The sequence below is a fragment of the Staphylococcus devriesei genome, from assembly GCF_002902625.1.
Lineage (GTDB): Bacteria > Bacillota > Bacilli > Staphylococcales > Staphylococcaceae > Staphylococcus > Staphylococcus devriesei.
The window spans coordinates 1-25,002 of sequence record NZ_PPRG01000043.1; the positions used below are offsets into that span (position 1 = coordinate 1).

Below are 25,002 nucleotides of genomic sequence, written 5' to 3' on the forward strand. Positions count from 1 at the left end.
TATTATAACTATTACTAAATGTTATTGATAATAATAACTTTATATTATCACTTGTGATAAAGTAGCGCTACTTAAATAGAAGATTTTCTTCAAATTTCACAAAAATGATAAAAAACCTTTACAAGAATTAGGAGATGTTAACTAATTCTTATAAAGGTTTAAGTTCTATACTTAATTAAATCGTCGAGGAATATCAACTTTCTGATTTTTAGCTTTTTTCATTTTTCGTTCGTCCATTTTAATTTGTTTACCAACTAAAAGCAATAACCCCATAGCGATACTCAAACTTAACATTGAGGAACCACCGAAACTAATAAACGGTAACGGCACCCCTGTTAACGGAATCGTGGCTGAAATACCACCTAAATTAACGAACGTTTGACTACCGATATAACTGGCTACACCAATACATATTAATTTGTAAAAATAAGAAGGTGTTTTTGTCGCTAGCACAAATGCGCGATAAACGATGAAAAATAGTAAAGAAATAACGAACAAGCCACCTATAAGACCGAGTTCTTCGCATATTACTGCAAAAATAAAGTCCGTATGGGCTTCCGGTAAATAACCAAGTTTCATTATTCCATTACCTAAACCACGTCCAAATAATCCGCCATTACCAATTGCAATTAGTGAGTTAGATAAATGGTAGCCCGTCCCCGCTTCTGAGCTAAATGGATTCATAAGTGTACTAAAACGTGCTTTCAAATAATGTGGCATCATACCACTTATAATGAAGAATCCTACAACCAGTAATAAAGCTATTATTACGAAAAGTACAGGCCCTTTTACTAACTTTTGGACACCGATTCCGGCATAAATAAACATTGATACTATTATTATAGTAATAAGCAATGTTTGTCCGATATCACCTTGTAAGAGTACTAAGCCCAAGCAAATTCCCACTAAAGTTAATGGCATGGCGATTAGCTTTAAATCCGTTCTTACTTGAGGTAATTTTTTACTTAATACATAAGATATGTATAATATAAATGCAATTTTCAATAACTCTGAAGCCTGTAAATTCATGAAACCTAAACTAATCCAACTCTTTGAACCGTTAATATTTTTACCAACTACTAACGTTAAACAAAGAACTATAAACGTAATACTCATAATCCACATTTGTACTTTTACTTGTTTGAGTATCTTTATATTCATCATAAAAGCAATAAAGAATACTACAATAAAACTCATAATCACGTACATAAGTTGTCTATTATAGAAATGTGTACCTGCCACTTCTAATCCACCTGTTAAAGTCCCTTTCGTGGCTGCAACCATACTTGCGCTATATACCATGACTAAACCAATTAGACATAAAATCACATACGTAATTAATAATGGATAATCGATGAACTTAGAAGCTCTACCTATGTATCGAAATATATTTTTTAAGTTATTCATAAAAATGATCATCCAATTCTAAAATTTTAAGAAAACTATGTTTATTGAAATTACTTTTTATATTAAGATTCTGTCTAAACTATTATATACTTTGCACTTATTGTTTCACAAATATAAACGTAACTCTATTCATTTACAACCACTTTTTAAGATTAATACTTTTTAAAATTATGAAATACATAAATGACAAAATCAATTCTATAAATTTCTGTCATGCTAATTCAATAATGTTCGCTACGGTTAGATAAAATTGAACAAATGGTACCTAACCAATATAGCAAACAACTACTGCCAAATTTAAAACAGTCCAGAACATTCTTTCTATGTTCCAGACTGACTTTAGCGTGTTATATTGTATGTAATTACACACAAGTTTTAATATTATATAAACTTAAATAGCAAATTATTGCTAATATATTTAATTAAAATGAATTACACATTCGTAAATGCTTCATGCAATTTAGAAAGTTCTTTTTCTAAACGGAGCATTAAGTTTTTTCCATCTTCTTTATTTACTAAACCAAGCTTCACCGCAAAATCTACTTCTTTTTGTAAACCAAACATTTGTGTGTCGAGAACTTCTTCATATAATGGGCAAGATGGCATCGTTAAATTATCCATTTGAACTTTAATTAAATGTAAGATTCTATCAGCATCTTGATTTAATTGTTCATAAGCCACATTATTAATATTCGATTGCTTCGGCATCACATACTCCCCCTATCATTAAATATCTGCATATCAAAAGTTTATCTTACTACCTTTTAAAAAGCAAGTTTATTCAGTGAATAGCATATTTTAAATATGATAAAATAATGAATAGAACGAAATTAGGGAGTGGGACATAATGATTCAAATTAAAGGAGCCGTTAAGTTTCCTATCACTTTAGATAGCACAACTTGGATTTTCGACGATAGAAAAGTAAAAATTGAAGACATTGAGAGTGGTGTATTCGACGGTACAAAACCGGTCAATTTTGAAGATAACCGTGAGTGGAATAGAGCAATTTTAGAAGGACAAACTACTCCACCTACATTAAATTCAGAAATTAAATATCGTAAACGTTCAGTATTAGAAGATTCATTTGCAATTAATATGACGCCTTTCTTTAAAAATGCTGAACCCTATGAGACTGCAACTACAATTAGATTATTTAACGATAATGACTCAATTGAGATCCCAATTGAATTATTACCGTACTTATTCTTCCAATTCGCAAAAGATGGTAAACGATTATACGATGATAACTCAGTAGATAGCTTTATTTATAATCCTGAGTCTCAAAGCTATAGTCACGAGTTTAAGTATGTAACCCATATAGAGGTGATTTAGTTTGCGTGAAGTGCAATGTATTATTTGCGATACAAAGGTGTTAATCGATGAAAACACTGTTGAAGCTAAACGTCTTCGCAATAATCCTATTAAGACCTTTATGTGTGATGATTGTAAAAGTCGTTTAGATACTCCAAAACAACGTAACTACCAAGAGCCATCTTCTGATAACTCTTATTATAATAACTAATAGTTATTACAAAATATATTTTTATATAGCCAAAAGGCCTTTAATGATTTTAGTAGTAAATCATTAAAGGCCTTTTGATTTATGCTAAACGATATTATTCGTCTTGCATCATTTGTTTAACACGTTTTGCTTCTTTTTCACGTGCAGATTTGTTTAAAATTTTCTTTCTTAAACGAATGCTTTGAGGCGTTACCTCTATTAATTCATCATCATTTACATACTCTAGTGCTTCTTCTAAAGTAAGAATTCTAGGACGGTTCATAGTTTGTGTTTGATCTTTAGTTGCTGAACGCACGTTTGTTTGATGTTTCGCTTTTGTGATGTTAACTGTTAAATCATTTTCACGATTATGCTCACCAACAATCATACCTTCATAAACTTCAGTACCTGGTTCCATGAAGTTAACGCCACGGTCTTCTAAGTTAATGATAGCGTATGCTGTTGCTTGGCCTTGGTCCATAGAAATTAAGGCACCATTACGACGACCACCAATTTGCGCTTTTACGCGAGGTCTAAACTCTTCAAATGTATGGTTGATAATACCATAACCACGTGTCATAGACATAAATTCAGTAGTGTAACCAATCATACCACGTGCAGGAACCATAAAGATTAAACGAGTCAAACCATTATCAGTTGTAATCATGTCTAACATTTCGCCTTTACGTGCGCCTAATGATTCAATAACTGCACCAGCATTTTCAGATGGTACTTCACATTGTACACGTTCAAATGGCTCACTTAAGACGCCGTCGATTTCACGTAATATAACTTGAGGTTTAGATACTTGAAGTTCGAAGCCTTCACGTCTCATATTTTCAATTAAAATAGATAAATGTAGTTCTCCACGGCCTGCTACGATCCATGTATCTGGAGAATCAGTTGGTGTAACTTTTAATGACACATCTGTTTCAAGTTGTTGGTCTAAACGTTCTTGAATTTGACGCGCAGTAACATAGTCACCTTCACGGCCAGCAAATGGTGAATTGTTTACTTTAAATGTCATTTCAAGTGTTGGTTCGTCAATACGTAATACAGGTAATGCTTCTTGATTATCTGTAGGTGTAACTGTTTCACCAACGTTGATATCTTCCATTCCTGATACTGCAATTAAGTCGCCAGCTTGTGCTTCTTCAATTTCTTCTCTTTTTAAACCAAAGTAACCGAAGATTTTAGTTACACGGAAATTTTTAACTGTGCCGTCTAATTTAATAAGGGACACATTATCTCCTACGCGCATTTTACCTCTGAATACACGGCCAATACCAATACGTCCAACATAGTCATTATAGTCTAACAACGCTACTTGGAATTGTAGTGGTTCATCATGGTTATCAATTGGTGCTGGTACGTAATCAATAATTGTTTCATATAATGATTGCATGTTTTCATCTTGTTTGTCAGCATCAAGACTAGCTGTACCGTTAACTGCTGATGCGTAAACCACTGGGAAGTCTAATTGTTCATCATTTGCTTCTAATTCGATGAATAAATCTAATACTTCATCTACTACACCTTCTGGTCTAGCAGCTGGTTTATCAATTTTATTTACGACTACAACAGGTTTTAAATTTTGTTCTAGTGCTTTTTTAAGAACAAAACGTGTTTGTGGCATCGTACCTTCATAGGCATCAACTACAAGAACAACACCGTCTACCATTTTCATGATACGTTCTACTTCGCCACCAAAATCAGCATGTCCTGGTGTATCCAAGATGTTAATTCTTGTACCTTTATAGTTAATCGCAGTATTTTTTGCAAGAATCGTAATACCACGTTCTCTTTCTAAATCGTTAGAGTCCATTGCTCTCTCATCAACATGTTCATTTTCTCTAAAAATACCAGATTGTTTAAGTAATTCATCTACTAGCGTAGTTTTACCATGGTCGACGTGAGCAATAATTGCAATATTACGTACATCTTCTCTTATATTAGTCATTTTATAATATCCTTTCTCGAATAAACTCCCACTTTTAATTACAACTTTTTTATTATATCATATTATTAAGTAAAGATAATAAAAAGGTGGGGTTTGGGATGGAAAAACAAAAGTCTAAAGGCATATTTTGGGTGCTATCAATCATAGCAGTTATACTCTTAGTTTTATTTAGTTTCAGCGTTGGAGCTGGTAGTATTCCAATGATGATTTTAACATTTATACTTTTCATTGCAACATTTGGCGCTGGATTCACGCTTAAAAAGAAGTATCGTGAGAACAACTGGCTTTAATAAATATAATTAATAAGAGTCTCAGTAATCCTTTTCTTGAAATAAATCTTCAAGAAATTGGCGACTTACTGAGACGTTTTTTTTATTTTTTGAAACGTTCGTGTAACTCGGTTAATACATCGCTATGAGGCTCAAGATAGTTTTGAAGTATTTCTTGATGGACTTGTTTATTACCGATAATTACTGAGTTGGCTCTCGCAATTGTTAACTTTTCGCCTAACAAGTTACTGCTGATACCTCCTACTTCGTCTAAAATAATTAGACCACCAGCAAAATCCCACGGTTGCAAACGGGACGTCATGTATGTGGCTAGCTGGCCTTTGGCGACGCTAATAATTTCTAACGCAGCACTACCATATGCTCTACAACTTCTAGATTGATTAACTATTTCTGAAAAAATAGGGCCAATTTTAGGTTTAGTTACCCAGTTAGGGTTAATTCCTATGAGACTTTGGTTTAATACTGTATCTTCAATAGGTGGTAATGGATGCTTGTTTTCAAAGGCGCCTTCTCCTGCCCTAGCGTGATACAGTACATCTTTCATAACGTCATAAACAAATCCAGCATAAGGTTGACCATCGCGATATATCCCAATTGAGATAGCAAAGTTTTCTTTTTGGTGAACAAAATTCAACGTACCATCGATAGGATCAACTACCCATACTACGCCTTCAATATTCTCAATATGATGACCATGACCTTCTTCACCGATGACTTGATGGTCTGGATAATTACGTAATATCGCCTCGTAAATATAATTCTCAGTAGCTTTATCTACATTGGTCACTAAATCATTAGGATTAGATTTAGTTTCAATATTTAACTCATCTTTCATCATCGTTCTAACTTTATTTCCTGCTTCTAATACTAATCCTTTAGCAAAATCATATAATGACATATCATCATCTCCTGTTGCTTCCTATTATACAGAACTTATTGATATCTATACATTTTTGTATACCTTAATACGTTTTATTTAAACTCTTATTGTATTAAATTCAGTTCTTCGCTTGTGGAATTTAATTTATGCTAAAATAAGCTTAACTTATTTTTCAAAAAGGAGTGCCATAGATGACGCAATATACATTTAGTCCTAAGGATTTTGAAGCATTTGACGTTGAAGGGCTAGACGCTCGAATGGAAGCTTTAAATGAATATGTACGACCTCAATTAAACCAGTTAGGGGAATATTTTAGTGAATATTTTACTTCTCAAACTGGTGAAACATTTTATGCTCATGTCGCGAAACATGCGCGTAGAAGCGTTAATCCACCAATTGATACTTGGGTAGCATTTGCGCCAAACAAACGTGGATATAAGATGTTACCTCATTTTCAAATTGGATTATTTAGAAATCAATTATTTTTAATGTACGGAGTAATGCATGAAGGCAAAGATAAAGCTGAACGTGTTAAAACATTTGATAAACATTTTGATGTACTTAGAAATTTACCTGAAGATTATCGCGTAAACTTAGACCATATGAAAGCTAAAAAACCATTTATTAAAGATTTCAGTGATGAAGAGCTACATCAAGCAATTGATCGTGTTAAAAAGGTTAAAAAAGGAGAATTCTTTGTGGCACGTGCCATCGAACCGACTGACGAGCGTCTTAAAACCGACAAAGATTTTCTTGCTTTTGTTAAAGAAACATTTGATGAGTTCTTGAAATTCTATTAAATTCTAGATATCCCCTTCTATCTCGAGGGTAAAATGATGAGAACCTGGTGAGACATTAATATTTTGTGAGAACGAGACATTAATAATTTGTGCTCTGGGGAACCGATAAACAGTGTCTCAACCTCATTCTTTCTAGTCTTCCGTTTCTTCTCTACCCTCGATATTTTTTTATCTCTTAAAAAATTAGGTTGATCTAAATATTATATTTGGTTAATATAAAATTATCAGAATTTAGGAGGTCCTTCATGAATTTAAAAGAGAATCAAACACATCTTAGTTTAGACGAAATTAACAACACTATTGATTTCAGCGGGGACAACAGTGCAAGTCAAAAATTTTTATCTTTTTTAGGCCCAGGGTTACTCGTTGCAGTCGGTTATATGGATCCAGGTAACTGGATTACCTCAATGCAAGGTGGGGCCCAATTTGGTTACACATTATTATTTGTAATTTTAGTTTCAAGTTTAGCAGCTATGTTACTCCAAAGTATGACCGTTCGGTTAGGTATCGCTTCAGGTAATGATTTAGCTCAAATGACTCGTTACTATCTGAACAAACCAGTTGCCATTGCATTTTGGATTATCGCCGAATTAGCAATCATTGCTACTGATATTGCAGAAGTTATTGGTAGTGCTATCGCGTTAGATTTATTATTTAATATTCCACTTATAGTCGGTGCGTTAATTACAGTATTTGACGTTTTCTTATTGCTTTTCATTATGAAATTTGGTTTCCGAAAAATTGAAGCTATCGTAGGTACACTGATTTTCACAGTACTGCTTATTTTTATTTTTGAAGTTTTTATCGCTTCACCGCACGTTATTGATATTTTAAATGGCTTTGTGCCCCATAAAGAAATTGTGACAAATCAAAGTATATTATATATTGCATTAGGAATTATTGGTGCAACTATCATGCCTCATAATTTATATTTACATTCTTCGATTGTACAATCACGTAAATATAATCGTCAGAGTAATAAAGATAAAGCACAAGCAATTAAATATGCGACTATCGATTCAAATATCCAATTGAGTGTAGCTTTTGTGGTCAATTGCTTATTATTAGTGCTTGGAGCAGCATTATTCTATGGAGCAAATGCAGATAGTCTAGGTGGATTCTATGATTTATATCATGCATTGAAAACACAACCGATATTAGGTGTCGTATTGGGTAGTATTATGAGTACATTATTTGCAGTCGCCTTATTAGCCTCAGGTCAAAACTCAACTATTACCGGTACATTGGCCGGTCAAATAGTAATGGAGGGCTTTTTAAAACTATCCATCCCTAATTGGATGCGTCGTCTTATCACACGTGGATTAGCAGTCATTCCAGTGTTAGTTTGTCTTGTAATTTTCCATGGTAATGAAGCTAAAATCGAACAATTACTCGTATTTTCTCAAGTATTTTTAAGTATTGCATTACCATTTTCTTTAATTCCACTACAATTGGCTACAAGTAATAAACATATTATGGGTCCTTTTTATAACAAGACTTGGATTAATGTTTGTTCATGGAGTTTAATTGTGATATTAAGCTTATTAAATATTTATTTAATCGTGGAGACTTTTGAAGAATTCTTTGCTTAAAACTTTTACTAAAGAAAAGCACATCCAAATGTTAGATAGCTATGAATGTCTAACATTTAGATGTGCTTTAATTATTTTGAAAATGCTCTTATTTCATATTAATAAATATAAGGGTCATCTTTTTTGCGATCATTATATTCTTTCTCAGGACGCCATTCAGTCTGGTCACTATTTCTTTTAGAAATTGGTTGCTTTCTACCAGGTCTTTTTTTCACAAAAAGCATGATAGCTGCAACAAACCATAATACGCCAGCTATTAAACTCATATTAAATATACCTACTAATGCGGCAACAATTAATAAACAACCTGCTAGAATAGGTCTACCTTTAATAACTAATGTTCCTATAATACCTAAAATAGTTGAAAATACTAATGTTCCAATTGAAAACATCATTGCAAAATTAATCATTTCAGGCGTCACATTTACATCTTGATTGCCAAATTGTTTCATCAATTGGTTATACTGTTCCGTGTTATTTTCATTTTTAACTATTAAGAAAGATATCAATGACATCGCTAAATAGATGAGACTTAAACCGTTAGCAATCCATGCTAATATCAACTCTACCTTCCTATTCATTTATGTACCCTCCAATTTTTTCTTACTTAAATCATACTAAAAAAGTAAATTAATTTCGACCAAGTATAATCCATCATGCTCAACGTACAATAGTTGGTAATAAAAAACAGGATATAGATGATGAGTGTGAATATTCTCATCTATATCCTGTTGCTTACTTACTATTAATTTTTGTCATCCTCATGTTCTGTGTTTACTTCTGATTGTTCTTCATCTTTGTTTAAGATTTGTTTACGTTCTTCATAATTCATACGTCTTTGACTTACTGCACTAGGTTGATTTTTACGACGTTCTTTCATTCGTTGATTATACGCTTTACGTTTTTCTTTCTTTTTAGCTTTAATTTCAGCTTTTTCTCTTTTACGTTGTGCTTTTTCTTCTTTTTTATCAACTTTAGTCTCAGGTTCAACTACCTCGTCTGCAAAATTACCTGATTCATCATAGTTATCTTCGTATTGAGGTTTTCTGTTAGTTTTCTGCTTATATTTAGCTTGTCTAGACAGTATTTCATTAGAATCCTCATTTGAAGTTTGAGACTGATATTCACCTGTTACTGCTCGTTTAGGATATTGATTATATCTATCCTCCTCAGTTTCAGGTGCGCTCTCTTCCTCATTAAAATGATTGTGTTCTTCTTCGTGATTAATATCACGTGTATCGTAATCTATCTCATCATTATAATAAGGATGTTTACGACGAGTTCGTCGTTCAGATTTTTTAGTTTTTCGAGGTGGTTCTTCGTAATCTGCTTCATATTCATTATCGTCATCATAGCCATCATGATAATATCTATCCTCATCATAATAACGATGATCACGATCGTAATCGTCTCTCGGATAGTAAGGCTGTTGGTAGCCGTATGCTGGAACCGTCTCAACTTTACTCTTTCTGACAAGCATCATAATCGCAATAATGAAGAAGAAAATCGGAATAATTAATGTCACAAATAATAATACTAGCGGTAATGTAATAACCGATGCAACTAAAAATAAAATTCCTGATAAGATTCTCATATTCATAGAAATAAGAGCTAAAAATGAAATTAATAGACATACTATAAAGTAAACAATAATTGCCCATACGCCATTTTGTAGCCAAATAACAAATTGTGTAGTATTCAAACTATTATTCGTTAAAATTTGTTGAATGAGTTCATTGTTATTCATTGAATTTTCAAGATTTTGAATTGAAGTATCATTACTAAATGATACAAGTGCAATAAACATTGTAATAATCGTCAATAATAATAAGAAAATCCAACTAAACCAACCCAAAAGCTTTTCAGTCAGACGGCTCACAGGCCGTTTGATTTGCGTGTACCGTTCTCCTGACATTTATTACAACTCCTTAATTAACTGTCAAATTATTATATCTAATCCATTATAAAATAACTACCATTTATAGTCTATTTTAAAGACATCTTAAAGTTTAAGAAACTTTCGTTATATTCTCCTAATGTTTTCTGTCCTAAATCCTTATAAACTTCTAGACGATTTTGTTCTTTCTTAGTTGGATAGAAACGATGATCATCTTTAACTTCCTTAGGCAATAACTGACGTGCGGCCTTATTCGGTGTAGCGTAGCCTACCCATTCAGTATTTTGTTTATTATTTTTAGCATCTAATAAGAAGTTCATAAATTCGTATGCACCTTCTTTGTTTTGCGCAGTCTTAGGAATAACCATGTTATCGAACCATAAATTAGAACCTTCTTTAGGGATAACATAATTATACTTATCACTACCTTGTACTAATGGTGCCGCAACGCCACTCCATACGACCGCAATATTGCCTTCATTCTGTTCAAGCATCATCGTTACTTCGTCACCCACGACTCCCCTAACTTGGGGCGTAAGGTGATGTAAATCTTTTTCCGCTTCTTTTATATGAGCAGAATGCTTATCATTTAAACTATACCCTAATTTATTTAGCGCTAGTCCTATGACTTCACGTGCTCCATCTACAAGTAGGACATCATTTTTAAATTTAGATTGATATAAGTCGCTCCAACTATCAAACTTTTCATTCGGATAGGCTTTTTGGTTATACAATATACCAACTGTTCCAAAAAAGTAAGGTAAAGAATAGTTGTTATGAGGGTCATATGCCATATTCATATAATCTTTATCTAAATTTTTTATATTTGGAATTTTACTATGGTCTAATGGTTCTAATAAATCTTCTCTTTTTAATTTTTGTACCGTATATTCACTTGGAAAAGCGACATCATAATGGGTGCCACCATTCTTGATTTTAGCTTCCATCGCTTCGTTTGAATCAAATGTTTCGTATACAACTTGGATGCCAGTTTCTTGTTCAAATTGTTTAATTAAATCTGGATCGATATATTCTCCCCAATTATATACATAAATCTTTTCTCCAGTTTGAGTATTGTCTTGAGATTTAAACCATTGACTAATACCTAAACATAATACGCCTACAACAATGGCGCCAATAATTAATTGTAAAAATTGCTTCATTGTTGCACACCTCTCTTAGAAATCTGGCGACGTTTAACCATGCGTAGTATGGCATAATATCCAATAATTCCTATTACAATGACACCAAATAAAATCGTCGAAATAGCATTGATTTCCATACTTATTCCTTTACGTGCCATAGCGTAAACTTCAACTGATAACACACTAAAACCATTACCAGTCACAAAGAAACTAACTGTAAAATCATCTAACGAATATGTTAATGCCATAAAGAATCCGCCAATAATAGCTGGCATTAGATTAGGAATGAGTACATGTCCTAATAATTGAGATTCTGTTGCTCCCAAATCACGTGCAGCATTTAAAATATTATGATTCATCTCATATAACTGTGGTAGTACTACAATAACTACAATAGGAATACAGAAAGCAATATGGGAAGCTAAAACTGTCCCGAATCCTAGCCCCATGCCTGTAATATGTCCTAAGGCAGTAAACATAATCAAGAATGATGCCCCAATAACGACATCTGAAGACACAATAAGTACATTATTTAGTGTTAACAAGGTTAATTTAAATTTTTTATTTCTTAAATAATAAATAGATATAGCACCAAATGTGCCAATAATTGTTGAAATGGCTGCTGCTAATAACGCTAACGCGATAGTATTAAAAATGACAGACATCAAACGATCATTTTGAAATAAACTTTGATAATGTTCTAAAGTGAAATGTTCAAAATGAATCATATTTCCCGCTGAATTAAATGAATAAAACATGAGGAAGAATATTGGAACATATAGAATCATTAACAGTATTCCAATATAGAGCTTTCCATACCACTTCACTTAATTCACCTTCTTTCGTCTGTTGATTTAGATTTAGTAATAATTAAAATAAATGCCATAAATACAATTAAGAAAATGGCAATTGTTGAACCCATTCCATAGTTTTGGATAACTAAAAATTGTTCTTCAATTGATGTACCAATATTAATAATTTTATTTCCGGCAATTAATCGAGTAATCATAAAGAGTGAGAGTGCTGGAATGAAAGTTACCTGAATCCCTGTCATTACGCCTTCTTTCGTCAAAGGTATAATGACTTTTATAAAAGTAGTAAGCGGACTAGCTCCTAAATCACTTGACGCTTGCAGTAAATTATTAGGAATCGCCTTCATGCTGTTAAATATTGGAAGAATCATAAATGGAATATAAATATAACTTGCTACCACTAAAAATGCCCCAGAAGTAAATAACATATTGGCAGAAGGCAGATGTAAGAAATTAAGAACCTTATTAATCATACCTTCATGACTTAAAATACCTATAAATGCATATGTTTTTAATAGCAAATTAATCCACGTTGGAATAATAAGAATAAGTAACCACATATTTTGATTTTTCGACGAACGAATAAAATATGCAGCTGGATAACTAATTGCCAATGTTAATATTGTAATTAACGCAGCATAAAAAATAGAATCCCACATCATCTTTAAATACTTAAGTGATAAGACTTGTTCATAATTAGTGAAACTAAAATGGCCATTTAAATCAGTAAAGGAGAAATAGATAAGTAAAATAACTGGGATAATAATAAACAAAACCATCCATAAAATATATGGGAGTAATAAAATTTTATTTATATTACGCATTTTCTAATTCCTCATAACTTTCAATACGTTTATCGAACTCTTCTTCCGTTTCTCCAGGAACCATAATATGTATGGCTTCTGGATCAAAAAATAATCCAACTTCACTACCTACTTCGGCTTTTTTAGTACTTTGAATGACCCACTCATAACCTTTTCTATCTATACAACAGATTTCATAATGTACGCCTCTAAATAACATTGAATCAACAGTAGCTTTGAATAGTCCTTTTTTAGCTTCAACTAATGAAATATCTTCTGGTCTAATAACAACCTCGACACTTTTACCTGAAGGAATGCCAGCATCTACACATTCAAAATTTTGTCCATAAATATTTACTATAAAATCTTCAACCATTTTACCTTCAACAATATTTGATTCTCCTATAAAGTCTGCTACAAAACGGTTAACTGGTTCGTCATAAATATCTGTTGGTGTACCAAATTGTTGAATTTTACCGTCTTTCATTACAAAGATATAGTCGCTCAAGGCTAAAGCTTCTTCTTGATCGTGGGTAACAAATATAAACGTAATACCCAATCTTTTTTGTAATTCACGTAATTCATACTGCATTTCGGTACGGAGTTTCAAATCTAATGCTGATAATGATTCATCTAGAAGAAGAATTTCAGGTTCGTTGACGATAGCTCGAGCGATAGCCACACGTTGTTTTTGACCTCCACTCATTTCACTAATATGTCGTTGTTCATATCCTGAAAGCTTTACTAATCTTAACGCCTCTTTTACCTTTCGCTCTACTTCAGCTTTAGATTGCTTTTTCAATTTCAAACCAAAAGCAATATTATCATACACATTTAAATGAGGGAAAAGCGCATAATCTTGAAAGACCGTGTTTACTTTGCGTTTGTTGGGTGGTAAATCACCAATTGCTTTATTCAAGTAAATGATTTCCCCATCATCGGGTTGTTCAAATCCAGCAATTAACTTTAAAATAGTTGTTTTACCGCAACCTGAAGGTCCAAGTAATGTATAAAAGTGGCCTGATTCTATTTCTAAGTCCATATGATCTAAAATAGTTACATCATCATAACCTTTAGTCACACTTTTAAATGATAACAATGGTTCCATTACATTTACTCCTTTATAAATAAGATGCTGTAGCAACAATTAATATTTTGACTTCATTAGATGTTTCATTATGTAATTGATGAATTTCATTAGCTCTAAAGTATAAAACATCTTCTTCTTTTGCTTGATACTGATCTTTACCAAGTGTTAACGTTACACAACCTTCTAAACAATATATGAAAGTATCTGATTCCGAGGGTTCAAAATGTTTGTATGATGCCCCTGGTTTTAATGAAAGAATAAGTGGTTCCATTTCAAATTCATTTGAATTAATCACTAACCAATTTAATATGTATCCTCTGTCATACTCATCATATATAGTTCTATCTTCCTTTGTATATAACACTTTCTCTTTAGATTTCTCCTTGAAAAAGTCACTTGGTGAAGTTCCTAGCACTTTTAAAATATTTAAAAATGTTTCCATACTAGGTGAGGCATGTTGGCTTTCAATTTGCGAAATATACCCTTTTGATAAATCTGTGCGTTCGGCTAACTCTTCTTGCGTTAAATTCTTCTGACGTCTTAAGTTACGTAATTTATTACCTATTTGCATAATTAACCACCTAAAAAAGCTGTATATTGTTTAGTAATATTAAACATTTTGTTTAATGCTTAATAAAAATAACAAAATACAGCTATAACTTCAATAGGTATTAACAAATTATTTAAAATAAATATATTTTTAGTGTTTGAAATCTTACTTAATTCATACTAAAAGTTTCTCTTTCAGGATTTTTCTTAACTTCCTGAACAACTTTATAGCTATTGTAACCACTTGTATTTTCGAATTCTTTAAACAATTGTTTTTCTTCCGCTTTTCCTGGGACAATCTCTTTAAATCGTTTGTATTTAGTCATGACTTGAGAACCCTTTACAGACTTTTCATAATAATTTTCGATTGTATTAAAAAAAGCTATCACATCGACCATTTCTTCATTTGTCCAATCTAAATCAAGTGGATATTGATATTCCATTTTTTGACCTCCATTAAGTTGAAATTTATCTCTCTTATAATTGCCCTATTTCACAAAATAAAACTAAAAAAAGAGTGGAACTAAGTTCAAAATGAACGTATAGTCCCACCCTTGATGGATATTTAGTTGTACTTATAGCTTAATAACTTTAAGTACAGCTAACAATATAATTAGTAGTCTAAATGACTATTTATTACATAGTGTGAATTGGTAAGCCGATTGCTTTTTCAGCAGCTTCCATAGACATTTCACCTAAAGTTGGGTGAGCATGTACAGTTAATGCGATATCTTCAGCATTCATACCTGATTCAATAGCTAAACCTAATTCAGAAATAATATCAGATGCACCATTACCAGCTACTTGAGCACCGATAAGTGTGTTGTCTTCTTTTAATGTGATAAGTTTAACGAAACCAGTAGTATCGTCTAATGATAACGCACGACCATTAGCTGCATAAGGGAATTTAGAAGCTTTATATTCTAAACCTTCTTCTTTCGCTTGTGCTTCAGTGTAACCAACTTGAGCTAATTCTGGTTCAGTGAAACATACAGCAGGCATACCAATATAATCAACTTCAGAAGCTTGTCCTGCAATTGCTTCAGCAGCAACTTTAGCTTCATAGCTTGCTTTGTGAGCAAGTGGTAAGCCAGGAACGATATCACCAATTGCATAGATGTTGTTAACAGAAGTACGGCTTTGTTTGTCTACTTCTAATAATCCACGATCAGCGAATTTAAGGCCTAATTCTTCTAAACCTAATTCGTCTGTATTTGGACGACGACCAACAGTTACTAATACGTAATCAGCATCGATAGTTTGTTCTTCACCTTTTGCTTCGTAAGTAACTTTAACACCATTTTCAGTTTCTTCAGCATTTTTAGCCATAGCTTCAGTAATAATGTTAACGCCTTTATCTTTCATGCCTTTTTTAACTGGTTGAACCATTTGTTTTTCGAAACCGCCAAGAATTTCTTTAGCGCCTTCTAAAATTGTAACTTCTGAACCGAAGTTAGCAAAAGCAGTACCAAGTTCAGAACCAATATAACCGCCACCTACAACGACTAATTTACCTGGAACTTCTTGTAAGTTTAACGCGCCAGTTGAATCGATAACACGTTTACCAAATTCGAAGTTAGGAATTTCAATTGGTCTAGAACCAGTTGCGATAATAGCGTTTTTGAAGTTATAAGTTTGAGCACTTTTTTCGTCCATAACGCGTAAGCTGTTATTATCTACGAAGTATGCTTCACCTTTAACGATTTCAACTTTATTACCTTTTAATAAGCCTTCAACACCACCAGTTAATTTGTTAACAACTGATTGTTTGAATTCTTGAACTTTGTCAAATTTAAGAGATACGCTTTCAGCGATAACACCTAAATTTTCAGAGTGTTGAGCTTCTACGAAACGATGTGAAGCGTGTAATAATGCTTTTGATGGAATACAACCAACGTTTAAGCATACACCACCTAAGTTACCTTTCTCTACGATTGTAACTTTTTGTCCTAATTGTGCTGCACGAATTGCTGCAACGTATCCGCCAGGACCTGCTCCGATAACAATAGTATCTGTTTCAATTGGGAAATCTCCAACTACCATGTTTTACCCCTCCATTAATAATAATTCTGGATTATTTAATAAGCGTTTAATGTGATTCATAGCGTTTTGACCAGTAGCTCCATCGATTTGTCTGTGGTCAAAGCTTAATGATAATGCTAATACTGGAGCTGCTACAATTTCACCGTCTTTAACGATAGGTTTTTGAGCAATACGGCCAATACCTAAGATAGCTACTTCTGGGTGGTTGATAACTGGAGTGAACCATTGTCCACCAGCTGAACCGATATTACTGATTGTGCATGTAGCACCTTTCATTTCATCAGATGTTAATTTACCGTCACGAGCTTTAACAGCTAATTCGTTAATTTCATCTGAAATTTGGAAGATAGATTTACGATCTGCATTTTTAACTACAGGTACTAATAAACCTCTATCAGTATCAGCAGCGATACCAATGTTCCAATAGTGTTTGTGTACGATTTCGCCAGCTTCTTCATTAAATGAAGTATTAAGTGCTGGGTATTTTTTAAGTGCAGAAACAAGTGCTTTAACAACATATGGTAAGAATGTTAATTTAGTACCTTGTTCAGCTGCAACTTCTTTGAATTTCTTACGGTGATCCCATAATTGTTGAACATCAATTTCATCCATTAATGTTACGTGTGGAGCAGTGTGTTTAGAGTTAACCATTGCTTTCGCAATTGCTCTACGCATTGCTGGGATTTTTTCAGTTGTTTCAGGGTAGTCGCCTTCTGGAACTGATTGAGTTTGTGGTGCTGCTTCTTCAGTTGTTGAAGTTGACGCACTTTCTTCTGAAGTTGATGCTACTTGAGCACCGCCACCATTGATATGGTTGTCAATATCTTCTTTAGTAATACGTCCATTTTTACCTGAACCAGCAACTGCTTTAATGTTGATGCCTTTTTCACGAGCATATTTACGAACAGATGGCATAGCTTTAATTTGTCTATTTTCATCTACTTCTTCGTCTTGAGAAGTTGATGCTGCAGGAGTTTCTTCAGCTTTAGCTTCTTCTTGAGCTGGTTCTTCTTTAGAAGAAGAATCATCACCGTGACTACCTTTAAATTCCATTTCTTCTGCATCAGGTGCATCGATTTTAACGATTACGTCACCTACAACTGCTACAGTACCTTCGTCAACTACAACTTCTTCTACTGTACCACTAACAGGAGATGGGATTTCTACTACAGATTTATCATTTTGAACCTCTGCTAATACATCGTCTTCTTCAATTGTATCTCCGGCTTTAACAAACCACTTTACAATTTCACCTTCGTGGATACCTTCACCAATGTCGGGTAATCTAAATTCAAATGCCACGTTCTTGTCCTCCTAAGATTTTCATATTAATCTATTTAAAATAAAAATTTATAACATAGAGCAAGGACAAAATAATGTGCAATGTCGATAAAACATTCAATTATTAAGTCCTATGCCCTTTGTTTACACTTACTTATTCACACGTAGAGTAAAAAGTAAACATCTAGTATGATATCTTTTAACCCTACATATGTCAGCTTTTATCAAGCTGAGTTCTTTCTATTTCTACTATTAGAATTCTAAAGTAGCTTTAGCTTGTTCAATGATGTCATTTTTATTTGGTAACCAAACGTTTTCAGCTTGAGTGAATGGATACACAGTATCAGAAGCAGCTACACGTGCAATTGGAGCTTCTAATGAAAGAATAGCACGTTCAGCTAATTCAGAAGCTACGTTAGCGCCAACGCCAGCTTGACGTTGTGCTTCTTGAACTACTACAGCACGGCCAGTTTTTTCAACTGAAGCTACTAAAGTATCGATATCGATTGGTTGAACAGTACGTAAGTCGATAACTTCTACTGAATAACCTTCTTTTTCTAATTCTTCTGCAGCTTTTTCAGATTCTTGAACCATTGCACCATAAGCGATTAAAGTAATGTCATTACCTTCTTTAGTCACTTTAGCTTTACCAATTTCAATTGTGTATTCTTCTTCCGGAACTTCTTCACGGAATGAACGATATAATTTCATATGTTCTAAGAATACAACTGGATCATTTGATCTAATTGAAGAAAGTAATAAACCTTTAGCATCATAAGGGCCAGAAGGGATAACTACTTTGATACCTGGTGATTGAGCTAAGATACCTTCTAAGTTATCTGCGTGTAATTCAGGAGTATGAACCCCACCACCAAATGGTGTACGAATAGTTACAGGTGCTACTTTAGAACCACCTGAACGGAAACGTGTACGAGCGATTTGACCAGCAACTTCGTCAAATACTTCGAATACGAAACCAAGGAATTGGATTTCCATTACTGGACGGAATCCTTCAACTGTTAAACCAAGAGCTAAACCGCCGATTCCTGATTCAGCTAATGGAGTATCGAATACACGGTCTTCACCGAATTCTTTTTGTAAACCTTCAGTAACACGGAATACACCGCCGTTAACACCAACGTCTTCACCGAAAACTAATACGTTTTCGTCATTTTGCAATTCAGTTTTAAGCGCATTGTTAATCGCTTGAACCATTGTCATTTGTGCCATGGCTTATTTCGACTCCTTCTCTTTGTAAATTTCATATTGTTCAGCTAAGTTTTGAGGCATTTCTTCATACATGATTTCCATTAAGTCAGTAACTGTTTGTTTAGGAGTACTGTCAGCCTCTTTAATAGCTTTCTTGATGTCGTCTTTTGCACGTTCGATAACTTCGTTTTCTTTATCTTCGCTCCATAATCCTTTGTTTTCTAAGAATTTTCTGAAACGAACTAATGGGTCTTTTTTCTCCCAATCAGCATCTTCATCAGAAGTTCTGTAACGAGTTGGGTCATCTCCAGCCATTGTATGTGGACCATAACGATATGTCATAGTTTCGATTAATGTTGGACCTTCACCATTAACAGCACGATCACGAGCTTCTTTTGTAGCTTGATATACAGCTAATGCATCCATACCATCAACTTGGATACCAGGGATACCTACTGCAATAGCTTTTTGAGCTAAAGTAGTTGCAGCTGTTTGTTTACTACGTGGAGTTGAAATAGCATAGTTATTATTTTGAATTACAAAGATTGCTGGCGCTTTATAAGCTGAAGCAAAGTTAATACCTTCATAGAAGTCACCTTGTGAAGAACCGCCGTCACCAGTATAAGTAATAGCAACCGCTTTTTTACCACGTTTTTTAATACCGAATGCTACACCAGCAGTTTGGATGTATTGTGCACCGATAATGATTTGTGGACTGAATGCGTTAACGCCTTCAGGGAATTGGTTACCTTTGAAGTGACCTCTTGAGAATAAGAAAGCGTCAGTTAAAGGTAAACCGTGCCAAATAATTTGTGGTACATCACGGTAACCAGGTAAGATAAAGTCTTCTTTTTCTAAAGCGTATTGTGAAGCTAATTGTGAAGCTTCTTGTCCTGCCGTAGGAGCGTAGAAACCTAAACGTCCTTGTCTGTTTAATGAGATTGAACGTTGGTCAAGAATACGTGTCCATACCATTCTTTCCATTAATTCTACTAGTTGTTCATCAGTTAAATCAGGTACTAAGTCTTCATTTACGACATTACCATCTTCGTCCAAAATTTGAACCATTTCAAATTTCGACTGCGTCTCGTTTAAAACTTTTACTGCATCGAATTGGGCTTGTAACTTAGGAGCCATTCAATTCACCATACCTTTCCCATATAATAGAAATTCATTTTATCCTCCCATAGTGTACCACAATTTTTTTGTACTGTTAAACATTTTGATAAAGTTCTGTATTACTAAAAAAAGATACAGTTTTAATAACTGTACCAGTCTATAGCACCCTACTGTATCAATAGTTTGCTTAAGTGAGATTATCCACGTCTTGCTTTTCTTTATTAACTGCATTCATCGCCTTAGAATAATCTTTGAATTTACTTTGAAAATTCTTTTGTGCTTTATTTAATGCATCATTTTTTTCATCAACTTGTGATTGTGTTATACCATCTTGTTTGATTAACTCAAACAAATCTTTTTCTTTACTTAATACGTTTCTATAAGCTTTAGCATACGCATCATGTGTTTTATATTTATCTTTAATCGCATCATTTAGTTGTTTTACTTCTTTTTGCTTATCATCGCTTTTAATGTCTTCTATATGTGAGTCGCCTTTTTTAAATTGCTTTTCAGAATCGTTTAACGTAGACACTTCTTTATCAAATGTTTGTTCACGTTGTTTAATATTATCTAAAATATCGTTAGCAGCTTTTTTACGTGTATCTTCATTGTCACTGTTTGCTTTTTTATATAAGCCTTGTTTCTTTTCTTCAAGTGAATTTAATTTTTTAGCAATGCTATTTATAGGTTGCTCTTTATCGAAAGCTTTTTGCACGTTGTCATTATATGCACTTACTTCTTTTTTATCTGTCGTACATCCAGCTAATAAGATACTTGAAGCAGCTACGATAACAATTGATTTACGTATTTTCATTTAAAATTATCCTCCTCGTAGTCTTTTGTTTGTAATATTATAGAAAGGTGTATTATAAATCAAATGAAATTAGATAATGTACTTAACGATAGATTATCTGTTATATTTTATTATAAGGAAGGTGTATGACATGTTAACAATGAAAGACATCATCAGAGACGGTCATCCTACATTACGTGCGAAGGCCGAAGATGTAAATGTCCCTCTATCTGATGAAGATAAAAACACTTTACGTGAAATGCGTGAATTTCTAATTAATAGCCAAGACGAAGAAACGGCTAAAAAATATGGTTTAAGATCAGGTGTAGGTTTAGCTGCGCCACAAATTAATGTTTCAAAAAGAATGATTGCTGTATACCTACCAGATGATGGCGAAGGTAAATCATATGACTATATGCTAGTTAACCCTAAAGTAATGAGCCACAGCGTACAACATGCTTATTTACCTACTGGTGAAGGTTGTTTAAGTGTAGATGAAAATATTCCTGGCTTAGTTCATCGGCATTATAGAGTGACTATCAAAGCCTATGATATTGATGGAAAAGAACTCAAGTTACGTTTAAAAGGTTATCCAGCTATCGTCTTTCAACATGAAATCGATCATTTAAATGGAATAATGTTTTATGATTACATTGATAAAGACAATCCATTAATGCCATTGCCCGATTCAGTTGAGGTTTAAAAAAGATTTTAGAAGAGTAGAACGGAAAATGAACATGTAATTTTCTGTTCTACTCTATTTATATACAAATTTTCTTCTTCTTAATTCATCAAATAATTATTTATTACGCTTTAATATTTGCTTCCACTTTTATTCAATTTTTTCAACTTCTATTTAATGAAAGTTACTACAGATATAAACTGCTTTATTTATTCAAATACATAATGTAAAATGAATAATAACTGAAATCTTAGTACTATACTAATTTCAAATAATGAACGACATTAATGACTGCCCTAAAATTAACTTAAGAACAACAAGATGGACCGTTAATATTTCGTGTTCTAGCAACAACCTATAAACGAGGTTAAGCTCTTTAACTATGAGCTCTACAGTTAGATTAAAGCTACGTTATAGCAAGTTTTTTATTAGGGACTGAGATTAATATATTCAAATTAAATGTTTAATATTAGGAGGAACTATCCACTATGGCAGTATTTAAAGTATTTTTCCAACATAATAAAAATGAAGTTATCGTACGTGAAAATACAAATTCAATTTATGTTGAAGGTGAAACCGAGGAACAAGTAAGACGTTATTTAAAAGATCGCAATTATAATATCGAATTTATTACTAAATTAGAGGGCGCACATTTAGAATATGAAAAAGAACATTCTAATCACTTTAATGTGGAGAATGCACAATAATGAAACAACTACATTCAAACGAAGTAGGTGTATATGCTCTAGGCGGTTTAGGCGAAGTAGGTAAAAACACATACGCTATAGAGTATAAAAATGAAATAGTAATTATTGATGCAGGTATTAAATTCCCTGATGATAATTTACTTGGAATTGACTATGTCATTCCTGATTACACTTATCTCGAACAGAATCAAGATAAAATTGTCGGTCTGTTTATAACTCATGGACACGAAGACCATATAGGTGGTGTGCCCTACCTATTAAAGCAAATTAATGTACCTATTTATGGTGGTCCATTAGCTTTAGGTTTAATTCGTAACAAACTAGATGAACATAATTTACTACGTAATGCAACTTTAAATGAAATAACAGAAGATAGTGTTATTAAATCTAAACACTTTGAAATTTCGTTCTATTTAACAACTCACAGTATTCCAGAAGCATATGGTGTAGTAGTTGATACGCCTGAAGGTAAAATAGTCCATACAGGCGATTTTAAATTCGACTTCACGCCTGTCGGTGAGCCTGCGAACATCGCTAAAATGGCTGAACTAGGAAAAGAAGGCGTATTATGTTTACTTTCTGACTCTACAAATGCATTAGTACCTGATTTTACGTTAAGTGAACGTGAAGTAGGCCAGAATGTTGATAAAATTTTCCGAAACTGTAAAGGCCGTATTATATTCGCAACATTTGCGTCAAATATTTATCGTGTACAACAAGCAGTTGAAGCGGCTATCAAATATAACCGTAAAATTGTAACATTCGGTCGCTCAATGGAAAATAATATTAAAATCGGAATGGAGTTAGGCTATATTAAAGCACCACCTGAAACATTTGTAGAACCTAACAAAATTAATAATATCCCTAAACATGAATTATTAATTTTATGTACCGGCTCTCAAGGTGAACCAATGGCAGCTCTATCACGTATCGCCAATGGTACTCATAAACAAATCAAAATCATTCCAGATGACACTGTAGTCTTCAGTTCATCCCCTATTCCAGGTAATACTAAGAGTATTAACCGCACTATTAATGCTTTATATAAAGCTGGTGCAGACGTTATTCATAGTAAGATTTCAAATATTCATACATCTGGTCACGGGTCACAAGGTGATCAACAATTAATGTTACGTTTAATTCAACCGAAATACTTCTTACCAATCCATGGTGAATATCGCATGTTAAAAGCACATGGACAAACTGGTGTTGATTGCGGTGTTGATGAAGATAACGTCTTTATCTTTGATATCGGAGATGTATTGGCTTTAACTCATGATTCCGCTCGAAAAGCTGGACGTATACCATCAGGTAATGTTCTAGTTGATGGTAGTGGTATTGGTGATATAGGTAATGTAGTTATCCGTGACCGTAAGCTATTATCTGAAGAAGGTTTAGTTATAGTCGTTGTTAGTATCGACTTTAGTACAAATAAACTACTTTCTGGTCCAGATATTATCTCACGTGGTTTCGTCTATATGCGTGAATCAGGTCAACTTATCTATGATGCCCAACGAAGAATTAAAACGGATGTTATTTCAAAATTGAATTCCAATAAAGATATTCAATGGCATCAAATTAAATCTTCAATTATTGAGACATTACAGCCTTATCTTTTCGATAAAACTGCCCGTCGTCCAATGATTTTACCAGTGATTATGAAGGTTAATGAAGATAATTAATTAAATTAAAAGCGCTATGTATGATTTCTCTCATTGAGTCATACATAGCGCTTCTTTCATTTATACTTTAAACGTTTAGCGTACTATTTTCTTTTCGAAACGGTTTAAATCGTTGTCGTGACCAATCATAATTAAGATATCCCCAAACTCAATATTAATACTTGGATCTGGCGACACAATAATCTCCTTGCCACGCTTAATTGCAATAATATTGATGCCAAACTGTGCACGAATGTCTAAATCGATAATAGACTGTCCAGTCATTTTTTCACTTGCTTTTAACTCAACTAATGAATGTTCATCTGCTAATTCGAGATAATCCAACACACTCGCACTAGCAACATTATGTGCAATTCTTCGCCCCATATCTCTTTCAGGATGCACTACTGTATCGGCACCGATTTTGTTTAAAATCTTAGCATGATAATCATTTTGAGCTTTAGCCGTAACCTTTTTAACCCCTAATTCTTTTAAAATTAAAGTAGTTAACGTACTCGATTGGATATTTTCCCCAATCGCCACTATAACGTGATCAAAGTTACGTATACCTAAACTCTTCATAACCGCTTCATCAGTAGTATCAGCAACGACTGCATGAGTTGCTATATCATTATACTCATTCACTCTAGCTTCATCTCTATCAATAGCCATAACATCCATGTCTAAGGCATTGAGCTCTCTTACAATGCTACCACCAAAGCGTCCTAATCCTATTACAACGTATTCTTTCTCCATTTATCAGATACCCCTGTCTCAAGT

Annotated in this window: 26 protein-coding genes; 8 read left to right on the forward strand and 18 right to left on the reverse strand. The window is 33.3% G+C overall.

What is annotated here, in order from left to right:
* Positions 1 to 171 precede the first annotated feature (171 nt).
* On the reverse strand, positions 172 to 1,407 hold the full coding sequence (gene ftsW, locus CD147_RS07050) for a cell division peptidoglycan polymerase FtsW (protein ID WP_103166714.1): 1,236 nt from the start codon (positions 1,405 to 1,407) through the stop codon (positions 172 to 174).
* 432 nt (positions 1,408 to 1,839) lie between these two features.
* Positions 1,840 to 2,115 carry an Fpa/YlaN family protein gene (locus CD147_RS07055; protein ID WP_103166715.1) on the reverse strand — a complete coding sequence of 92 codons (276 nt, stop codon included), beginning with the start codon at positions 2,113 to 2,115 and terminating at the stop codon, positions 1,840 to 1,842.
* Positions 2,116 to 2,254: 139 nt separating this feature from the next.
* Between CD147_RS07055 and CD147_RS07060 the strand changes: the two genes are divergently transcribed.
* A complete protein-coding gene (locus CD147_RS07060) occupies positions 2,255 to 2,740 on the forward strand; it encodes a hypothetical protein (protein ID WP_103166716.1) in 486 nt (161 codons plus the stop codon).
* Position 2,741: 1 nt separating this feature from the next.
* Positions 2,742 to 2,930 (forward strand): DUF2197 domain-containing protein, encoded by a 189-nt coding sequence (locus CD147_RS07065; RefSeq protein WP_103166717.1) that lies wholly within the window; start codon positions 2,742 to 2,744, stop codon positions 2,928 to 2,930.
* Between the two features lie 94 nt (positions 2,931 to 3,024).
* Here CD147_RS07065 and typA read toward each other — a convergent pair whose 3' ends face one another.
* Entirely contained in the window at positions 3,025 to 4,869 is a 1,845-nt protein-coding gene (typA, locus tag CD147_RS07070; protein ID WP_103166718.1) for a translational GTPase TypA, read from the reverse strand.
* Positions 4,870 to 4,967: 98 nt separating this feature from the next.
* Between typA and CD147_RS07075 the strand changes: the two genes are divergently transcribed.
* On the forward strand, positions 4,968 to 5,159 hold the full coding sequence (locus CD147_RS07075; protein WP_103166719.1) for a DUF5325 family protein: 192 nt from the start codon (positions 4,968 to 4,970) through the stop codon (positions 5,157 to 5,159).
* Between the two features lie 82 nt (positions 5,160 to 5,241).
* Here the strand turns inward: CD147_RS07075 and CD147_RS07080 are convergent, their stop codons facing one another.
* Positions 5,242 to 6,057, reverse strand: coding sequence for an inositol monophosphatase family protein (locus CD147_RS07080; RefSeq protein ID WP_103166720.1), 816 nt, complete (start codon positions 6,055 to 6,057; stop codon positions 5,242 to 5,244).
* Positions 6,058 to 6,230: 173 nt separating this feature from the next.
* Here CD147_RS07080 and CD147_RS07085 point away from each other — a divergent pair, with 173 nt between their 5' ends.
* Together CD147_RS07085 and CD147_RS07090 are read left to right on the forward strand one after the other, a co-directional pair.
* The gene (locus tag CD147_RS07085) at positions 6,231 to 6,839 is read left to right on the forward strand and encodes a YktB family protein (protein ID WP_103166721.1); all 609 of its coding nucleotides are present in this window, start codon (positions 6,231 to 6,233) and stop codon (positions 6,837 to 6,839) included.
* Positions 6,840 to 7,084: 245 nt separating this feature from the next.
* The gene (locus tag CD147_RS07090; protein ID WP_103166722.1) at positions 7,085 to 8,431 is read left to right on the forward strand and encodes an Nramp family divalent metal transporter; all 1,347 of its coding nucleotides are present in this window, start codon (positions 7,085 to 7,087) and stop codon (positions 8,429 to 8,431) included.
* 98 nt (positions 8,432 to 8,529) lie between these two features.
* Here CD147_RS07090 and CD147_RS07095 read toward each other — a convergent pair whose 3' ends face one another.
* The 13 genes from CD147_RS07095 to CD147_RS07155 all read right to left on the reverse strand — a co-directional run bounded on the left by CD147_RS07095 (position 8,530) and on the right by CD147_RS07155 (position 21,193).
* On the reverse strand, positions 8,530 to 9,012 hold the full coding sequence (locus CD147_RS07095) for a DUF4064 domain-containing protein (RefSeq protein WP_103166723.1): 483 nt from the start codon (positions 9,010 to 9,012) through the stop codon (positions 8,530 to 8,532).
* Between the two features lie 164 nt (positions 9,013 to 9,176).
* Entirely contained in the window at positions 9,177 to 10,346 is a 1,170-nt protein-coding gene (gene auxB / locus CD147_RS07100) for a lipoteichoic acid stability factor AuxB (protein ID WP_103166724.1), read from the reverse strand.
* A 71-nt stretch (positions 10,347 to 10,417) separates the two neighbouring features.
* Positions 10,418 to 11,491: an ABC transporter substrate-binding protein gene (locus CD147_RS07105; protein WP_103166725.1), complete on the reverse strand. Its 1,074-nt coding sequence runs from the start codon at positions 11,489 to 11,491 to the stop codon at positions 10,418 to 10,420.
* Positions 11,488 to 12,300, reverse strand: a complete 813-nt coding sequence (locus CD147_RS07110; RefSeq protein WP_103166726.1) for an ABC transporter permease — start codon at positions 12,298 to 12,300, stop codon at positions 11,488 to 11,490. The genes CD147_RS07105 and CD147_RS07110 overlap by 4 nt, the downstream gene beginning before the upstream one ends.
* A 5-nt stretch (positions 12,301 to 12,305) precedes the next feature.
* Complete coding sequence (locus CD147_RS07115; RefSeq protein WP_103166727.1) at positions 12,306 to 13,109, reverse strand: ABC transporter permease; 804 nt, start codon at positions 13,107 to 13,109, stop codon at positions 12,306 to 12,308.
* Complete coding sequence (locus tag CD147_RS07120; protein WP_103166728.1) at positions 13,102 to 14,196, reverse strand: ABC transporter ATP-binding protein; 1,095 nt, start codon at positions 14,194 to 14,196, stop codon at positions 13,102 to 13,104. The genes CD147_RS07115 and CD147_RS07120 overlap by 8 nt, the downstream gene beginning before the upstream one ends.
* Positions 14,197 to 14,209: 13 nt before the next feature.
* Positions 14,210 to 14,749: a helix-turn-helix domain-containing protein gene (locus CD147_RS07125; protein ID WP_103166729.1), complete on the reverse strand. Its 540-nt coding sequence runs from the start codon at positions 14,747 to 14,749 to the stop codon at positions 14,210 to 14,212.
* 148 nt (positions 14,750 to 14,897) lie between these two features.
* Positions 14,898 to 15,170 (reverse strand): UPF0223 family protein, encoded by a 273-nt coding sequence (locus CD147_RS07130; protein ID WP_103166730.1) that lies wholly within the window; start codon positions 15,168 to 15,170, stop codon positions 14,898 to 14,900.
* Between the two features lie 193 nt (positions 15,171 to 15,363).
* Positions 15,364 to 16,770, reverse strand: coding sequence for a dihydrolipoyl dehydrogenase (gene lpdA / locus CD147_RS07135; RefSeq protein WP_103166731.1), 1,407 nt, complete (start codon positions 16,768 to 16,770; stop codon positions 15,364 to 15,366).
* 3 nt (positions 16,771 to 16,773) lie between these two features.
* The gene (locus CD147_RS07140) at positions 16,774 to 18,072 is read right to left on the reverse strand and encodes a dihydrolipoamide acetyltransferase family protein (RefSeq protein WP_103166732.1); all 1,299 of its coding nucleotides are present in this window, start codon (positions 18,070 to 18,072) and stop codon (positions 16,774 to 16,776) included.
* A 231-nt stretch (positions 18,073 to 18,303) separates the two neighbouring features.
* A complete protein-coding gene (locus CD147_RS07145; RefSeq protein ID WP_103166733.1) occupies positions 18,304 to 19,281 on the reverse strand; it encodes an alpha-ketoacid dehydrogenase subunit beta in 978 nt (325 codons plus the stop codon).
* Between the two features lie 3 nt (positions 19,282 to 19,284).
* Positions 19,285 to 20,397 (reverse strand): pyruvate dehydrogenase (acetyl-transferring) E1 component subunit alpha, encoded by a 1,113-nt coding sequence (pdhA, locus tag CD147_RS07150; RefSeq protein ID WP_103166734.1) that lies wholly within the window; start codon positions 20,395 to 20,397, stop codon positions 19,285 to 19,287.
* A gap of 169 nt (positions 20,398 to 20,566) precedes the next feature.
* Positions 20,567 to 21,193: a YkyA family protein gene (locus CD147_RS07155; RefSeq protein WP_103166735.1), complete on the reverse strand. Its 627-nt coding sequence runs from the start codon at positions 21,191 to 21,193 to the stop codon at positions 20,567 to 20,569.
* Positions 21,194 to 21,323: 130 nt separating this feature from the next.
* Between CD147_RS07155 and def the strand changes: the two genes are divergently transcribed.
* The 3 genes from def (at position 21,324) to rnjA (ending at position 24,243) form a co-directional block, all read left to right on the forward strand.
* The gene (def, locus tag CD147_RS07160) at positions 21,324 to 21,875 is read left to right on the forward strand and encodes a peptide deformylase (protein WP_103166736.1); all 552 of its coding nucleotides are present in this window, start codon (positions 21,324 to 21,326) and stop codon (positions 21,873 to 21,875) included.
* A 467-nt stretch (positions 21,876 to 22,342) separates the two neighbouring features.
* Complete coding sequence (locus CD147_RS07165; protein WP_103166737.1) at positions 22,343 to 22,561, forward strand: DNA-dependent RNA polymerase subunit epsilon; 219 nt, start codon at positions 22,343 to 22,345, stop codon at positions 22,559 to 22,561.
* Positions 22,561 to 24,243 (forward strand): ribonuclease J1, encoded by a 1,683-nt coding sequence (rnjA, locus tag CD147_RS07170; RefSeq protein WP_103166738.1) that lies wholly within the window; start codon positions 22,561 to 22,563, stop codon positions 24,241 to 24,243. Before CD147_RS07165 ends, rnjA begins: the two co-directional genes overlap by 1 nt.
* Before the next feature lie 75 nt (positions 24,244 to 24,318).
* Here the strand turns inward: rnjA and CD147_RS07175 are convergent, their stop codons facing one another.
* Positions 24,319 to 24,978, reverse strand: a complete 660-nt coding sequence (locus tag CD147_RS07175) for a potassium channel family protein (protein WP_103166739.1) — start codon at positions 24,976 to 24,978, stop codon at positions 24,319 to 24,321.
* Positions 24,979 to 25,002: the final 24 nt, after the last annotated feature.

Coding starts and splice junctions, on each gene's coding strand:
- def (WP_103166736.1), top strand. CDS start 21,324: ATGTTAACAATGAAAGACATCATCAGAGACGGTCATCCTACATTACGT.
- CD147_RS07075 (WP_103166719.1), top strand. CDS start 4,968: ATGGAAAAACAAAAGTCTAAAGGCATATTTTGGGTGCTATCAATCATA.
- auxB (WP_103166724.1), bottom strand. CDS start 10,346: ATGTCAGGAGAACGGTACACGCAAATCAAACGGCCTGTGAGCCGTCTG.
- CD147_RS07080 (WP_103166720.1), bottom strand. CDS start 6,057: ATGTCATTATATGATTTTGCTAAAGGATTAGTATTAGAAGCAGGAAAT.
- typA (WP_103166718.1), bottom strand. CDS start 4,869: ATGACTAATATAAGAGAAGATGTACGTAATATTGCAATTATTGCTCAC.
- rnjA (WP_103166738.1), top strand. CDS start 22,561: ATGAAACAACTACATTCAAACGAAGTAGGTGTATATGCTCTAGGCGGT.
- CD147_RS07165 (WP_103166737.1), top strand. CDS start 22,343: ATGGCAGTATTTAAAGTATTTTTCCAACATAATAAAAATGAAGTTATC.
- CD147_RS07085 (WP_103166721.1), top strand. CDS start 6,231: ATGACGCAATATACATTTAGTCCTAAGGATTTTGAAGCATTTGACGTT.
- pdhA (WP_103166734.1), bottom strand. CDS start 20,397: ATGGCTCCTAAGTTACAAGCCCAATTCGATGCAGTAAAAGTTTTAAAC.
- ftsW (WP_103166714.1), bottom strand. CDS start 1,407: ATGAATAACTTAAAAAATATATTTCGATACATAGGTAGAGCTTCTAAG.
- CD147_RS07175 (WP_103166739.1), bottom strand. CDS start 24,978: ATGGAGAAAGAATACGTTGTAATAGGATTAGGACGCTTTGGTGGTAGC.
- CD147_RS07130 (WP_103166730.1), bottom strand. CDS start 15,170: ATGGAATATCAATATCCACTTGATTTAGATTGGACAAATGAAGAAATG.
- CD147_RS07115 (WP_103166727.1), bottom strand. CDS start 13,109: ATGCGTAATATAAATAAAATTTTATTACTCCCATATATTTTATGGATG.
- CD147_RS07105 (WP_103166725.1), bottom strand. CDS start 11,491: ATGAAGCAATTTTTACAATTAATTATTGGCGCCATTGTTGTAGGCGTA.
- CD147_RS07125 (WP_103166729.1), bottom strand. CDS start 14,749: ATGCAAATAGGTAATAAATTACGTAACTTAAGACGTCAGAAGAATTTA.
- CD147_RS07095 (WP_103166723.1), bottom strand. CDS start 9,012: ATGAATAGGAAGGTAGAGTTGATATTAGCATGGATTGCTAACGGTTTA.
- CD147_RS07155 (WP_103166735.1), bottom strand. CDS start 21,193: ATGAAAATACGTAAATCAATTGTTATCGTAGCTGCTTCAAGTATCTTA.
- CD147_RS07090 (WP_103166722.1), top strand. CDS start 7,085: ATGAATTTAAAAGAGAATCAAACACATCTTAGTTTAGACGAAATTAAC.
- CD147_RS07145 (WP_103166733.1), bottom strand. CDS start 19,281: ATGGCACAAATGACAATGGTTCAAGCGATTAACAATGCGCTTAAAACT.
- CD147_RS07060 (WP_103166716.1), top strand. CDS start 2,255: ATGATTCAAATTAAAGGAGCCGTTAAGTTTCCTATCACTTTAGATAGC.
- CD147_RS07055 (WP_103166715.1), bottom strand. CDS start 2,115: ATGCCGAAGCAATCGAATATTAATAATGTGGCTTATGAACAATTAAAT.
- lpdA (WP_103166731.1), bottom strand. CDS start 16,770: ATGGTAGTTGGAGATTTCCCAATTGAAACAGATACTATTGTTATCGGA.
- CD147_RS07120 (WP_103166728.1), bottom strand. CDS start 14,196: ATGGAACCATTGTTATCATTTAAAAGTGTGACTAAAGGTTATGATGAT.